At 70.8% G+C, this 12977-nt stretch carries 15 protein-coding genes; 4 read left to right on the top strand and 11 right to left on the bottom strand.

Going from position 1 to position 12977, the window contains the following annotated elements:
• Positions 1-120: 120 nt before the first annotated feature.
• Positions 121-405 carry a hypothetical protein gene (locus ACQUSR_RS17460; RefSeq protein ID WP_431043501.1) on the bottom strand — a complete coding sequence of 95 codons (285 nt, stop codon included), beginning with the start codon at positions 403-405 and terminating at the stop codon, positions 121-123.
• Positions 406-534: 129 nt separating this feature from the next.
• Between ACQUSR_RS17460 and ACQUSR_RS17455 the strand changes: the two genes are divergently transcribed.
• Complete coding sequence (locus ACQUSR_RS17455) at positions 535-1722, top strand: pyridoxal phosphate-dependent aminotransferase (RefSeq protein WP_431043500.1); 1188 nt, start codon at positions 535-537, stop codon at positions 1720-1722.
• Positions 1723-1754: 32 nt separating this feature from the next.
• Here ACQUSR_RS17455 and ACQUSR_RS17450 read toward each other — a convergent pair whose 3' ends face one another.
• Genes ACQUSR_RS17450 through ACQUSR_RS17440 form a run of 3 tightly spaced genes read right to left on the bottom strand, consistent with a single transcriptional unit; the run spans position 1755 to position 4001 of the window.
• Positions 1755-2294 carry a hypothetical protein gene (locus ACQUSR_RS17450; protein WP_431043499.1) on the bottom strand — a complete coding sequence of 180 codons (540 nt, stop codon included), beginning with the start codon at positions 2292-2294 and terminating at the stop codon, positions 1755-1757.
• Complete coding sequence (locus ACQUSR_RS17445; RefSeq protein WP_431043498.1) at positions 2284-3420, bottom strand: hypothetical protein; 1137 nt, start codon at positions 3418-3420, stop codon at positions 2284-2286. Before ACQUSR_RS17445 ends, ACQUSR_RS17450 begins: the two co-directional genes overlap by 11 nt.
• Positions 3420-4001: a hypothetical protein gene (locus ACQUSR_RS17440; protein WP_431043497.1), complete on the bottom strand. Its 582-nt coding sequence runs from the start codon at positions 3999-4001 to the stop codon at positions 3420-3422. The genes ACQUSR_RS17445 and ACQUSR_RS17440 overlap by 1 nt, the downstream gene beginning before the upstream one ends.
• A 373-nt stretch (positions 4002-4374) precedes the next feature.
• Between ACQUSR_RS17440 and ACQUSR_RS17435 the strand changes: the two genes are divergently transcribed.
• On the top strand, positions 4375-5583 hold the full coding sequence (locus ACQUSR_RS17435; RefSeq protein WP_431043496.1) for a hypothetical protein: 1209 nt from the start codon (positions 4375-4377) through the stop codon (positions 5581-5583).
• Positions 5584-5687: 104 nt separating this feature from the next.
• On the opposite strand, the gene ACQUSR_RS17430 is transcribed toward ACQUSR_RS17435, so the two are convergent.
• Together ACQUSR_RS17430 and clpB are read right to left on the bottom strand one after the other, a co-directional pair.
• The gene (locus ACQUSR_RS17430) at positions 5688-6221 is read right to left on the bottom strand and encodes a YbjN domain-containing protein (RefSeq protein WP_431043495.1); all 534 of its coding nucleotides are present in this window, start codon (positions 6219-6221) and stop codon (positions 5688-5690) included.
• A gap of 130 nt (positions 6222-6351) precedes the next feature.
• Positions 6352-8937: an ATP-dependent chaperone ClpB gene (clpB, locus tag ACQUSR_RS17425; protein WP_431043494.1), complete on the bottom strand. Its 2586-nt coding sequence runs from the start codon at positions 8935-8937 to the stop codon at positions 6352-6354.
• 168 nt (positions 8938-9105) lie between these two features.
• Here clpB and ACQUSR_RS17420 point away from each other — a divergent pair, with 168 nt between their 5' ends.
• Positions 9106-9540 (top strand): pyridoxamine 5'-phosphate oxidase family protein, encoded by a 435-nt coding sequence (locus tag ACQUSR_RS17420; RefSeq protein WP_431043493.1) that lies wholly within the window; start codon positions 9106-9108, stop codon positions 9538-9540.
• Here ACQUSR_RS17420 and ACQUSR_RS17415 read toward each other — a convergent pair.
• The 3 genes from ACQUSR_RS17415 to ACQUSR_RS17405 form a co-directional block, all read right to left on the bottom strand.
• Positions 9521-9814: a hypothetical protein gene (locus tag ACQUSR_RS17415; protein ID WP_431043492.1), complete on the bottom strand. Its 294-nt coding sequence runs from the start codon at positions 9812-9814 to the stop codon at positions 9521-9523. The genes ACQUSR_RS17420 and ACQUSR_RS17415 overlap by 20 nt on opposite strands.
• 3 nt (positions 9815-9817) lie before the next feature.
• Complete coding sequence (locus tag ACQUSR_RS17410) at positions 9818-10186, bottom strand: cupin domain-containing protein (protein WP_431043491.1); 369 nt, start codon at positions 10184-10186, stop codon at positions 9818-9820.
• A 63-nt stretch (positions 10187-10249) separates the two neighbouring features.
• Positions 10250-10633: a winged helix-turn-helix transcriptional regulator gene (locus tag ACQUSR_RS17405; RefSeq protein WP_431043490.1), complete on the bottom strand. Its 384-nt coding sequence runs from the start codon at positions 10631-10633 to the stop codon at positions 10250-10252.
• Between the two features lie 25 nt (positions 10634-10658).
• Between ACQUSR_RS17405 and ACQUSR_RS17400 the strand changes: the two genes are divergently transcribed.
• Entirely contained in the window at positions 10659-11207 is a 549-nt protein-coding gene (locus ACQUSR_RS17400) for a YybH family protein (RefSeq protein ID WP_431043489.1), read from the top strand.
• On the opposite strand, the gene ACQUSR_RS17395 is transcribed toward ACQUSR_RS17400, so the two are convergent.
• On the bottom strand, positions 11129-11647 hold the full coding sequence (locus ACQUSR_RS17395; protein WP_431043488.1) for a GNAT family N-acetyltransferase: 519 nt from the start codon (positions 11645-11647) through the stop codon (positions 11129-11131). The two genes, ACQUSR_RS17400 and ACQUSR_RS17395, sit on opposite strands and share 79 nt — an antisense overlap.
• A 126-nt stretch (positions 11648-11773) precedes the next feature.
• Positions 11774-12880: an amidase domain-containing protein gene (locus ACQUSR_RS17390; RefSeq protein ID WP_431043486.1), complete on the bottom strand. Its 1107-nt coding sequence runs from the start codon at positions 12878-12880 to the stop codon at positions 11774-11776.
• Positions 12881-12977 lie beyond the last annotated feature (97 nt).

The raw sequence follows: 12977 nt of genomic DNA, 5'->3' as shown, positions 1-12977 counted from the left end.
GGACACGTCACGCCGGCCCACGGCGGCGGCGGGCCGGTGGACCTGCCACCGCCCCGCCGCCCACACCCCCCGTTCGCCGATCCCCCGTCACACTGATTCAGCCGATCAGCGGATCAGGGATCAGCCGCCACCACCACCGCCGCCACCGCAGCCGCCCCCACCACCGCCACCGCCCCCGCCGCCGCAAGACGAGCCGCCGCCGCAGGACGAGCTGCTACCGCACGAGGAACCACCGCCGCACGAGGAACCGCCGCCGCTGCCGGCCCACCAGCTCGTCGACGACCCCGACCGCCGGCCCGTCCGGCGACCCCGGCCGGGCGACCGGTTCCCCGAGGTGGAGGCGACCGCCGCCACCAACGTGATCACGAACAGCACCAGAACGGCCGCCAGGAAGATCTCCAGCATCTGCCCTCACTCTCCTTACATCTCCCCCGAAGCGAGGTTGCGCTCCGTACGTGGAGGGCTGATGCCCCGGCCGAATCCGGCCCAAAGCAGAGTTGAGCAACTCCAGAGGTTGGCCGCAGGATGTCAGGCATGGCCTCCAAGGAACGCCCCCTGCTCAACCGCCGCCTCGCCGCCTTCGGCACGACGATCTTCGCCGAGATGTCGGCGCTCGCCGTGCGCACCGGCGCCATCAATCTCGGCCAAGGCTTCCCCGACACCGACGGCCCGGAGGAGATCCGGGAGGCCGCGGTGCGCGCGCTGCGCGACGGCCGCGGCAACCAGTACCCCCCGGGCCCCGGCGTACCCGAGCTGCGCACCGCCGTCGCCGAGCACCAGCGGCACTGGTACGGGCTGTCGTACGACCCGGACAGCGAGGTGCTGATCACCGCGGGCGCGACCGAGGCCATCGCCGCCGCGCTGCTGGCGCTGCTGGAACCGGGCGACGAGGTCATCGCCCTGGAGCCGTACTACGACTCGTACGCGGCGTGCATCGCCATGGCGGGCGGCACCCGCGTGCCCGTCACGCTGCGGCCGGACGCCGGCTCCGGTACGTACCACCTGGACGTGGACGAACTGCGGGCGGCCGTCACCGACCACACCCGCCTCATCCTCCTCAACACCCCGCACAACCCCACCGGCACCGTGCTCACCCGCGAGGAGCTGGCCGCCGTGGCCGAACTCGCCTGTGAGCGGGACCTGGTCGTCGTCACCGACGAGGTCTACGAACACCTGGTGTTCGGCACCGGGCACACGCCGCTCGCGACCTTCCCGGGCATGCGCGACCGGACCGTCACCATCAGCTCGGCCGGCAAGGCGTTCTCCTTCACCGGGTGGAAGGTCGGTTGGGTGACCGCCGCTCCGCCGCTGGTCTCGGCGGTGCGCTCCGCGAAGCAGTTCCTGACGTACGTGTCCTCCGGGCCGTTCCAGTACGCGGTCGCCGAGGCGCTGCGCCTGCCCGACAGCTACTTCGAGGGGTTGCGCGCGGACCTGCTCGCCAAGCGGGATCTGCTGGCCGAGGGGCTGCGGGACGCCGGGTTCGGCGTCTTCCGGCCGTCCGGAACGTACTTCATCACCACCGATATCCGGCCACTGGGCGAGAGCGACGGCTTCGCGTTCTGCCGCGCCCTGCCCGAGCGCTGCGGCGTGGTCGCGATCCCGAACGCCGTCTTCTACGACCACCAGGACCAGGGCGCGCCGTTCGTCCGGTTCGCGTTCTGCAAACGGGAGCCGGTGCTGGCGGAGGCCGTGGCCCGGCTCAAGGGGCTGGCTGCCGGATAGCCACCGGTCCGTCCGGCCCCTCGGCGCGCCCCTCAGTCGGCCTTCGTGAGGACGATGTCGGGGCAGACGTCCGGGTCCACGTCGTCGAACAGCACCGGGTGCTCGCTGTCGCCGCCCACGGTCAGGAAGCTGATCGGGTCGGGGTTGCCTTCGGGGCCCTCGGTGAAGCTCAGCCTGATCTGCATGCCGTCGACCCCGCTGCGCGGCTCGTAGTCCCAGTATCCGGAACCGTCGAAGGAGCCCAGGCTGTCGTCGCCGTGCTCGTAGCCGCTGTACCGCCAGTTCTCCACCCACAGGTTGACTCCGGAGTCAGGGCCGGAGCGGTGGTACGCGAGCCTGATCCGCATGCCGTCAGGCCCCGTGTACTCCCCGTCCAACGCGCTCACGCTCACGTCGGAGGCGGGCCGCGGACAGCCGTGCGACGGCTTTCCGCCGATCGCGTTCATCAGCCGCAGATAGCCCAGGCCCAGCAGCAGCACGAAGATGAACGAGAAGATCAGGCCGCGCGGCACCGAGCCGTACATCCAGCGCAGCGCGCGGCGGGCCTTCCGGGCCTTGGTCTTACTTGCCATCGGGATGAAGCCGTTCGGTCCAGGTCACGGTCTGATCGATGCTGCGGCCGGGGCCGCCGGGCGGGTTCAGCGATTCCTGCCAGTCGTAATACCCCATGTAGTGAAGGAACGACGAGACGCTCGTGGTGTTGTTCAGCGTGTATTTCACGATGACCGAGCCGTCCGGCTCGACTCCGTTGATCTCGTAGTTGACGCTGTAGGAGCCCAGGAAGGCCTGCCCGAGCCCGTCTTCATCGCCGGTGACAATCGCCGGAAGGTCCTCGACGAACAGCTTCTTCAGCGCACCGAGCTTGCCGTCCTCGGAGATGGAGTAATGGGCCCGGCCGGTGCCGTTGCCCTCCTTCCATCCCTCCAACGTCTGCTTCCGGATGTCCGCCATGCTCTCGCTGCGGCGGATCAGCTCGGTGAACTTGTCCCCGTTGGTGAAGTCCTGATGCTCATCGCCGGTGCCGCCGGCCCAGTCGAGGCCGAGGTCGTACGGATCGTCGTTGTTGCGCCTCGGGTTGGCTTCCTTGCCGTCCAGCGCCAGGTTCAGGGCGTTGTACTGATCGATGCCGAGCGAGGACGTGTGGTTGATGTCCGTCAGCGGGTTCTTGGTGTTGAACCACTGGTCGACCCCGATATCGGCCATCAGCGTGATCGACAGGTTCTCATCGGCGAGATACGCCTTGCGGACCAGCGCGATGATCTCGTCCTGGGCCGTGTCCATCTCCTTCTCGGTCGCGGCGTCGGGCCCGTCGACCGTGCACTGGCCGTCGAAGGCGATCCGGGAGACGACGCCGTCGGGGCCGACGTACAACCCCTTCGCCTCCGCCCTGGCCACCGCCTGTTTCAGCTCCGTGCGGGCCGCCCTGAGCTCGCCGACGCCGTCCACGATGACCTTCTGCACGGCCTCCGCGACCTTGACGGCGCCCGCGACCTGACGCTGGATGTCGTCGATCTGGGACCAGGCGTAGGGGGCCGCCGCGCCCTCCCAGTAACCCTTGTCCTTCAGTGGCTTGAGTACGTCGTCCCGCACCCGGTCGGGCAGTTTCGTTATCTTCCCGTGGACCTCGCCCCATTTGGTGGCGAGCGTGTCCAATGCCGAGAAGTCGGCGTCCATGAGTTCCCGGTAGAAGGACGGCATCACTCGCCCCCGTTCTGCGGCAGGTAGGGCGCATACGGGTTGCCATACGCCGGCGGATAGGACGGCACAGGAGGCTGGTACGGATTCTTCAGATAGGGGTTGAAGCCGTCCTTGACGCCCTTGTCGGTGCCGTCGTAGGCACGGGCCGCCAGCCGCAGGCTCTTGCCGATATGGGTGAGCCAGGCGGTCACCGATCCGGCCTGCTGCTCCCATTTCTCGTGAGACTTCTTCAGCGCATTGGCCGTCTGGAGCCCGTCGAGAGCCTTGACCGCCGACAGCGTCGACTCCTCCAGCGACGCGGCAGGCGTGTAGAAGGCGTCGTGGATCTCGTCCGCCTTCCCGGCCGCGCCCTCCAGCACCTTGTCCGCGATCCTCAGATTCGGCGCCACCGGGCCGTGGACACCCGGCGGGAGCGAACGCTGCGGCGGGGGCGCGGACGGATCGTAGATGTTCGGCGCATGAGGGTACTGGGTGCCCAGCGGGGGCGGTGCCACGATCCCGCGCTGGCCCGGGAGGAGCGGCATCCACTTGTCGGGCGGCTCCGGAAGTTCGTTGTCGGCCTTGCCCGCCTTGTCACCCATGCCCAGCTCTCCCCCGTAGTCCAGATGGCGTAGGCACACCAGTCCTTACGCCGTATCCATGCTCTACCGACAACGACGCGGACCAGCTCCGATCGGTTTCCCAGGCTACCTACGCCGTTTCCGGCGCGGTCGCCGCGCCCCCGCTGGACCAGCGCACGGATCGGGCGCGGGTGCCAGCGGGTCTGCGCCGATCGCGTGCAACCGTGCCCCGGACGGGCGCGCGGCCGGGCGCCTCGGCTCGCGGGCTCGGCTGGATGAGCGCAAGGTCGAAATGCCGAGCCCCCGCCGCATTCCCGGGGGCTCGGCGCCTGACCGCCCGGCGCACGACCGCTTCGAGAGGTGCCCCGTGTCCATCCCCCATAGCCCTGCGGGCATGGGAGGTGCCCCCAACACCGCCGTACCCGTGCAGCCCCCGGAACCGCGCCCCGCCCGCTCCGCCACCGACGTCGTACGGCGATCCCTGCGCCGGGCCGCCCCCGCGCTCGCGGTGTACGCCGCCGTCCGGCTCACCGGGATGGTGGCCATGGCGGTCTGGGCCTGGCGGCTCGGCAGGCACCCGCTCACGCTGCTCGGCTACTCCTGGGACGGCATCTGGTACACGGGCATCGCCCGGCACGGCTACGGCACCTCCTTCCCCTCCCCCGACTGGCCCGGGCTCACCTTCAGCGACCTGGCGTTCTTCCCGCTGTTCCCCGGGCTCGCGCGGGCCGTCGCGCTCGCCACGCCGCTGGGCACGGTCAGCGCCGGGCTGCTCGTCGCCTGGCTGGCGTCGGGGGCCGCCGCGTGGGGGATGTTCGCCGTCGGGGACCGGCTGCACGGCAGGCGCGTGGCGTTCTGCCTGGTGGTGCTGTGGGGGCTGCTGCCGCACGCGATCGTGCAGTCCATGGCGTACACCGAGCCGCTGCTGACCGCGCTCGCGGCCTGGTCGCTGTACGCCGTGCTGACCGGGCGCTGGGTCTGGGCGGGCTCGCTGGCCCTGCTCGCCGGGCTCTGCCGCCCCAACGGGATCGCGGTCACGGCCGCCGTGTGCTGCTCCGCGGTCACCGTGTTCGGCCGCGACCGGGTGGCCGAGGCCCCGCCGAGGTGGCGGGTCTGTGCGGGGGCCGCGCTCTCACCGCTGGGCTGGCTCGGCTACCTCGGCTGGGTCGGGGCCCGGCGCGGCGATCCGCTCGGCTACTTCGCGGTGCAGGCCGACTGGGGGTCGCGGTTCGACCTCGGCCGCGACACCCTCCGCTCCGTACGCCACGTGCTCCTCGGCGACGACGTGCTGGCTGTCTACATGGTGCCCGCGGTCCTCGTCGCCGCACTGGTCTCGCTGGTCCTGTTCGTCCTGGACCGGCCACCGCTGGCGCTGCTGGTCTACACCCTCGTCCTGGTGGTGATCACGCTCGGCGGCGGCGGGACGTACTACTTCGCCTCCAAGCCGCGCTTCCTGCTGCCCGCCTTCCCGCTGCTGCTCCCGGCGGCCCTGGCGATGGCGAGAGCCCGGCAGCGCACCGCCGTGGTGGCGGCCGGCGCGCTCGCCGGGCTCTCCTGCCTTTATGGGACGTATCTGCTGACCGTCGCACCGGTGCCGATGTAGCCCACCGGCAGCTGTAGCCCACCGGCAGCTGTGCCCACCGGCGGCCGAAGGCGCGACTGCGACGCGGGTGTCAGTCCCCGTCGGGTGTCGGCCCTCGTCGGGTGTCAGTTCTCGTCGTCCGGCTTCTCGTCGTCGCCGGACTCGAGGTCGGACTCCAGGCCGAGCTGCTCGACCAGCCACTTGTCGAACTCGATCGACGCGCGGACCCAGCTGACCGTGCTGGAGACGAAGTGCTCCAGGCTGACGCCGGTGCCGATCAGCATCTGCGCCTCACCGATCAGCCGGACAGTGCCGTCGTCGTTGGTGTGGCTGTAGACCTTGGGCCACAGGGTGCGGCGGTTCCAGTCGTCGACGACCTCCAGAAGCTGGTGCTTCGTGTCGATCTCGTGCGGCCGGTCGTAGAACGTACGGACCGAGAAGACCTGCTGATCCTGCTCACCGCGGAACATGAAGTACGTACGGAACTGCTCCCACGGCGCGACGAGGTCACCCTCCTCGTCGACGACGTACTTCAGCTCCATCTGCTCCAGCAGCTGCTTGACCAGGTCCTGGTCCGGAATGACAGGGCCAAGAGGACCGCTCGGCTCGGGCTCTGGCTGGCCCCCGAAGTTCGGAATCGAGGACGGGTCGATGCTCACCGTGGATTTCCCTTCGTACGGATACAGCCATCCTCCCCCACACCCGCCCGTTCGCCGCAACCCCTGGCGTGGCGATCAGCCCAGGGCTGACAGCGCTTGCCGGGCCGGGCGGCCCCAGGGCTGACAGCGCCTACCGGGCCGGGCCCACCAGCAGGCCGTCGCCCGCCCGGTCCACCCGGACCGTGTCGCCGTCGCGGACCTCGCCCGCCAGGATCTCCTTGGCCAGCCGGTCGCCGATCGCGGTCTGCACCAGGCGGCGCAGCGGCCTGGCCCCGTACGCCGGGTCGTTCCCCTCGTCCGCCAGCCACTCCAGCGCCTCCGGGGTGACGTCGAGCGTGAGCCGTCGCTCGGCCAGGCGCCGGGCGAGCCGCTGGATCTGGAGTTCGGCGATCCGCCCCAGCTCCTCCTTCGACAGGGCCGAGAAGACCACCAGGTCGTCCAGCCGGTTGAGGAACTCCGGCTTGAAGGATGCCCGGACGACCTCCAGCACCTGCTGCTTCTTCTCCTCCTCGCTGGTCAGGGGCTCGACCAGGTACTGGCTGCCCAGATTGGAGGTGAGGATCAGGATGGTGTTGCGGAAGTCCACGGTCCGGCCCTGGCCGTCGGTGAGCCGCCCGTCGTCCAGCACCTGGAGCAGGATGTCGAAGACCTCCGGGTGCGCCTTCTCGACCTCGTCCAGCAGCACGACGCTGTACGGGCGGCGGCGCACCGCCTCCGTCAGCTGGCCGCCCTCCTCGTAGCCGACGTAGCCGGGCGGGGCGCCCACCAGCCGGGCCACGCTGTGCTTCTCGCCGTACTCGCTCATGTCGATGCGGACCATCGCCCGCTCGTCGTCGAAGAGGAAGTCCGCGAGCGCCTTCGCCAGCTCGGTCTTGCCGACGCCGGTGGGGCCCAGGAAGAGGAACGAGCCGGTGGGCCGGTCGGGGTCGGCGATCCCGGCGCGGCTGCGGCGTACGGCGTCGGAGACGGCGCGCACCGCCTCGCCCTGCCCGATGAGCCGCCTGCCCAGCTCGTCCTCCATGCGCAGCAGCTTCTGCGTCTCGCCCTCCAGCAGCCGCCCGGCGGGGATGCCGGTCCAGGCCGCGACGACATCGGCCACGTCGTCCGGGCCGACCTCGTCCTTGACCATGGTCTCCTTCTTGGCCTCCTGCTCGGCCTCGGAGGCGGCCGCCAGCTCCCGCTCAAGGCCCGGGATCTCCCCGTACAGCAGCTTGGAGGCGGTGTCGAAGTCGCCGTCCCGCTGCGCGCGCTCCGCCTGTCCGCGCAGGTCGTCCAGCTTCTCCTTGAGCTCACCGACCCGGTTCAGGCCCTGCTTCTCCTTCTCCCAGCGGGCGGTGAGGCCGCGCAGCTCCTCCTCCTTGTCGGCGAGGTCGCGGCGCAGCTTCTCCAGCCGCTGCCTGCTGGCCGCGTCCGACTCGTTCTTCAGCGCCAGCTCCTCCATCCGCAGCCGGTCGACGGCCCGCTGGAGCTCGTCGATCTCGACCGGCGAGGAGTCGATCTCCATCCGCAGCCGGGAGGCGGCCTCGTCCACCAGGTCGATGGCCTTGTCGGGCAGGAAGCGGGAGGTGATGTAGCGGTCGGACAGGGTCGCGGCGGCGACCAGCGCGCCGTCCGCGATCTGCACCTTGTGGTGCGCCTCGTACCGCCCCTTGAGGCCGCGCAGGATCGCGACGGTGTCCTCCACGGTCGGCTCGGCCACCAGCACCTGCTGGAAGCGGCGCTCCAGCGCCGGGTCCTTCTCGATGCGCTCGCGGTACTCGTCCAGGGTCGTCGCGCCGACCATGCGCAGCTCGCCGCGGGCCAGCATGGGCTTGAGCATGTTCCCCGCGTCCATGGCGGAGTCGCCGCCCGCGCCAGCGCCGACCACGGTGTGCAGTTCGTCGATGAAGGTGATGATCTGCCCGTCGCTGGCCTTGATCTCGGCGAGGACGGTCTTGAGCCGCTCCTCGAACTCACCGCGGTACTTCGCGCCCGCGACCATGGCGCCCAGGTCGAGCGCGACCAGCCGCTTGTCGCGCAGCGACTCGGGTACGTCGCCCTTGACGATGCGCTGCGCGAGCCCTTCGACGACGGCGGTCTTGCCGACGCCCGGCTCGCCGATGAGCACCGGGTTGTTCTTGGTCCGCCGGGACAGCACCTGCACCACGCGGCGGATCTCCTGGTCCCGCCCGATGACGGGATCCAGCTTGCCGTCACGCGCCGCGGCCGTGAAGTCGGTGCCGAACTTCTCCAGCGCCTTGTACGTGCCCTCCGGGTCCTGGGTGGTCACGCGCTGCGTCCCGCGCCGCTTCTCGAACGCGTCGAGCAACCGCCTGGCCGACGCGCCCTGCCGATCCAGCAGCTGCCCGGCCTGACCGCCCTTCGCGGCGATCCCGATCAGCAGATGCTCGGTGGACACGTACGCGTCGCCCAGCTTCCGGGCGCGCTCAGCGGCGTCGGCGAGCACGGCCAGCAGTTCGCGGCTGGCCCTCGGTGGCGCCACGGTCGAGCCCTGCACGCTGGGCAGCCCGCCCAGCAGCCGCTCGGTCCCGGACCGTACGGCGGCGGCGTCCGCCTCGACAGCGGCCAGCAAGTCCATCAGGTTCTCGTTGTCCTGCCCCTGGAGCAGGGCGAGCAGCAGATGCGCGGGGGTCAGGTCCGCGTGTCCAGCGGAGACCGCCCGCTCGTTGGCGGCGCTCAGCGCCGCCTGGCTCTTGTTGGTCAGCTCGGCGTCCACGGCTGGCTGCTCCTCCTCGCGCGATCGGCAACGGAACTGTCGGCGAACAGACGGTCGGCGACTGTCTGTGACCCTACCGACCTGCCCTTAGCAACATACGATAAGTTGAGTCTATTCCACTCAAGGCACTGGCGACAGCTTGCCGAGGTTGCCGATAGGTTCATCCTCATGGCGATCGACTTCCGGAACCCCGACCCGCTGTACCTCAGCTTCTGGCGCGAGCGCCACCTGTGCACGCTCACCACCCTCCGCCCCGACGGCACCCCGCACGTCGTCCCCGTAGGCGTCACCTACGACCCGGAGGCCGGGCTGGCCCGCGTCATCACCAACAAGACCAGCCGCAAAGTCGCCAACGTCCTGGCCGCGGGCCCCGACGGCGCCCCGGTCTCGGTCTGCCAGTGGGCCGACGTCCGCTGGGCCACGCTGGAGGGCCGCGCGGTCATCCGCACGGACGCGGCCCGCGTCGAGGACGCGGTGCGCCGCTACGCCGAACGCTACGAGCGCACCCCGTCCCCGAACCCGGACCGCGTCCTGATCGAGATCGCCCTCACCCGGGCCCTGGGCCGGGTCACGGATCCTCGCCTCAGGGCTCCTCGTCAATGACCTCCAGATTCACGAACCGCGGCTCGCCCTCGCACAGCGACCGGAACTCCTCCGCCATGCGCCGCGTCTCGGGCAGGGCGTTGTTGACCATCGCCTTCTCGTACGACGGGAACTCGACGATGTCGACGTAGTGCCTGGGGTGCTCCCGGTCCCGCGTGTGGAACTCGCGCGTCACCGTGCGCCTCCCCTCCGTCGCCATCATCCACTCGTCCATGAGCCGCGACATCTTCTCTTCCTGAGTCGTCTCGTACTCGATGACCTGCATGAACTTCATGGCCTAGGCGTCCTCTTCCACGCGGGCGTAGCTCTGGGCCATGACACCCGCGAAGTCGTACAGGACGCACGGCTCGCTGCCGACCACCCAGGCGTCGTGCCCGGCCGGGACGACGAAGACGTCCCCGGGCCCGATCTCAGCCTCGGCGCCGTCGTCCATCCGGATCCGCATCCGGCCTTTGACCACGAACCCGTTGTGGTGGACCTGGCAGCTCTCGGTCTTCGCGATCGGCTTCACCGACTCCGACCACCGCCAGCCGGGCTCGAACGTCCCGACGGCGAAGTCCAGCCCGGTCATGTGCAGCGCGTCGAGGTGTCCTCGGGGAAAGTCGCGCCGCTCATCCGGCTTCTCGATCGTCTTGACTTCCAACATGGCGGTACCTCCTGCCGTACCTCCATGGTGCGCTTGATCGCGGCGGCGAGCGCCGTACGAGGCTCAGCGCGCGGCCGGTGGCCGTACGGCACCGTCGCCCGCGCCCCAGTCCCACAGCGCCTGGAGCACCGGCCCGAGGTCGCGGCCGCGCGAGGTGAGCTCGTAGCGGACGGTCGCGGGCCAGCCGGGGGTGCGCTCGCGCCGGACCACACCCGCGGCCGCCAGCTGCGCCAGCCGGTCGGTGAGCACCTTGTCGGAGAGGTCGGGGAGCGCGGCGGCCAGCTCGCTGTAGGCACGGCCGCCGCGCAGCAGTTCACGTACGACGAGCGTGGTCCAGCGGCCGCGCAGCGCGGACAGCGTGATCTCCACCGGGCAGTCGGGGCTGGGCGCGCGGACCTCGGCGCGGGGGTCGTCGGGCAGCCCGTGACGAACCGTTGGGTGAGCCACGGCACCGCCTCCTAGGGTTCCCGCCATGCCCACCCATTCTGCTGCTTCCGCTGCTTCCGCGCCCCCGCCCCTCCCCGCAGCCGCCCACGACCTCCCCGCCGTCTTCGCCGAACGCTTCAACAGCGGCGACGCGGCGGCGGTCCGGGAACTGTACGAGGAGGGCGCGGTGTTCGTCCGGCCCACGGGCACCCCCGCGACGACGCCGGAGGCCATCTCCCGCGCCAACGCGGACTTTCTGGGCCTCGGCCTGCCCATCGCCGTCACCCCGCGGCACATCCACGTGGCGGGCGACATCGCCCTGCTGATCGTGGACTGGAGGCTCGCCGGCACCGCGCCGGACGGCACCCCGGTGCGGATCGAGGCCACGGCGACGGACGTGGCGCGCCGCGGCCCGGACGGCCGCTGGCGCTATGTGATCGACAGCCCCTTCGGCGCGGCGACGGAGCGGTCTTCCGCGGACGGGCTCTCCGCAGACCGGCTCTCCACAGACAGGCCTCAGTCAGACGGGCCTGCGGCGGACACGCTGTCCACGGACAGCCCTGCGGCGGACAGGTCCAGCTCGCCGACGACCTGATCCCCGCTGGTCTCCCCGGTGAGCCGGAACCCGAGCCCCAGGTAGAACCCCTCGGGCCCGTGCTCGCCCTGCCCCCAGGTCACCGTCACCCGCGTCTGCCCGCGCCTGCGGACCTCGTCGCACACAGACGCCACCGCGAAGCGGCCGCATCCCCGCCCCTGCTGGCCGGCGGCGACGACCAGCCGCCAGAGGCCGCTGCGGGGCCTCTCGTCCGGGTTGTCCGGATCGAAACGGACGTCGAAGAAGCCCATGACGAAGCCCACGAGCCGGTCGCCGTCGAAGACCAACCGCGGCCAGGCGACGTCCGGTTGCGCGTACGCCTCGGCCAGCGACCGGGCGACCGGAGCCACGAACCGCTCCTGCTCGGGCCGTACCCGCAGCCGGCACGCGTCGAGCACGTTGTCCGGCGTGACCTTCTCCAGGCGGAGCGATGAAGACATGCCGGGACCCTATGGGCGGTCCCGGCGATGAGCCACCGCATTTCACGGCGACGCCCCGCCGGTCGGTCCGTCGATCCGGCGGGGCGTCAGCTGCGGCAGCGAACGGTCAGCTGCGGTAGCGAACCGTCAGGTGCGGTAGGCGTAGTAGGCCGAGCCCGGGTTGGAGACCACGATGCTCGTCAGCGACTTTCGGTAGGTGTTGACCGAGTGGTAGGTCATGTACGGGACGCCGGTCCGGCTCCGGTACGTGGTGATCATGGTGTGGTCCTTGGACCCGTCCTTGTCGAAGTCCATCTGCAGGATGTCCCCGACCTCCATCTGGTACGCGTTGGAGAGGTTGGTCGCCCGCTTGTGGTGCAGCGTGAACCACGACCACTCGTTGGCGCCGACCCAGGACGTCGACTGGTACGAGGAGCTGTACCACCAGTTGCGGTAGTCCGCGTAGTCGCCGGAGTCGTGCTTCCAGCCGCCCGCCTTCAGGGCCTGGCTGACGAAGTTCGTGCAGTCCCCGCCGTCATCGTTGAACTGCCGGTAGGCGGGGTTGTAGTTCTTCCAGTATTTCTCGGCGTACGCGGCCATGGCCTTGTAGTTGTACGGGGTGGCCCCCGCCGTCCTCGGCTTCGACCGCGCGGGGTACGACGTGGCGGCGGGGGTCGCGCTCGGCGGGCCGTCCCCGGCCGTCGCCACCACCGTGCTGGGCGCGTTGACCGCCCTGAGGCCGTTGTCCGTGGGCCTGATGCCCGTCAGCTCCCACCTCCCGTCCGGCGAGGCGGCGAAGGTCAGCTCGTGGTGGGCCTGGAAGCCGGTCGTCGCGGGCTCGTCACCGCGGATCTTCTTGTACGTGAGCGTCGTGGTCTCGGTGACCTGGACAGTGGCCCGTCCGTCCTTGACGCGGGTCTTGTCGACGGTGGTCCGGGTGTCGGCCGCGGTGTACGCCTCGCCCAGCGCGGCAAGCCGCGCCTTGCGGGTCCGCAGCGAGGACACCGCGGTGCCCTCGGTCCGCGCCAGCCCACCCGACAGGCGCACGTCCGAGTCCACCAGCGGCGCGATCCGCCGCACCGGCCGGGTGTCCAGGAGCGCCGACGTACGGTCGGTCAGCACGGCATCGGCGATACGGGCGAAGGACTTGGCCGTCGCGCGGTCCGCCGAGCGAGGCTCCGCGGAGGGGTTCCCCGCCCCGTTCCCCGCCGCGTACGCTGCCGAGGCAGGCAGCAGCGCGGCCGACAGAGCCACGGCCAGTACCGCCCCGACAGCCCCTCTGCGCAACGTTGTTCTCACGGCTTACCCCCACTTCACTTCGGCCCGGACGGACCGCGCACGGAATCCCCAC

It is taken from the genome of Streptomyces sp. P1-3, from assembly GCF_050613155.1.
GTDB lineage: Bacteria > Actinomycetota > Actinomycetes > Streptomycetales > Streptomycetaceae > Streptomyces.
Note: the sequence above shows the minus strand (reverse complement) of the source record. Positions and strands in the feature narration are given on the sequence as shown.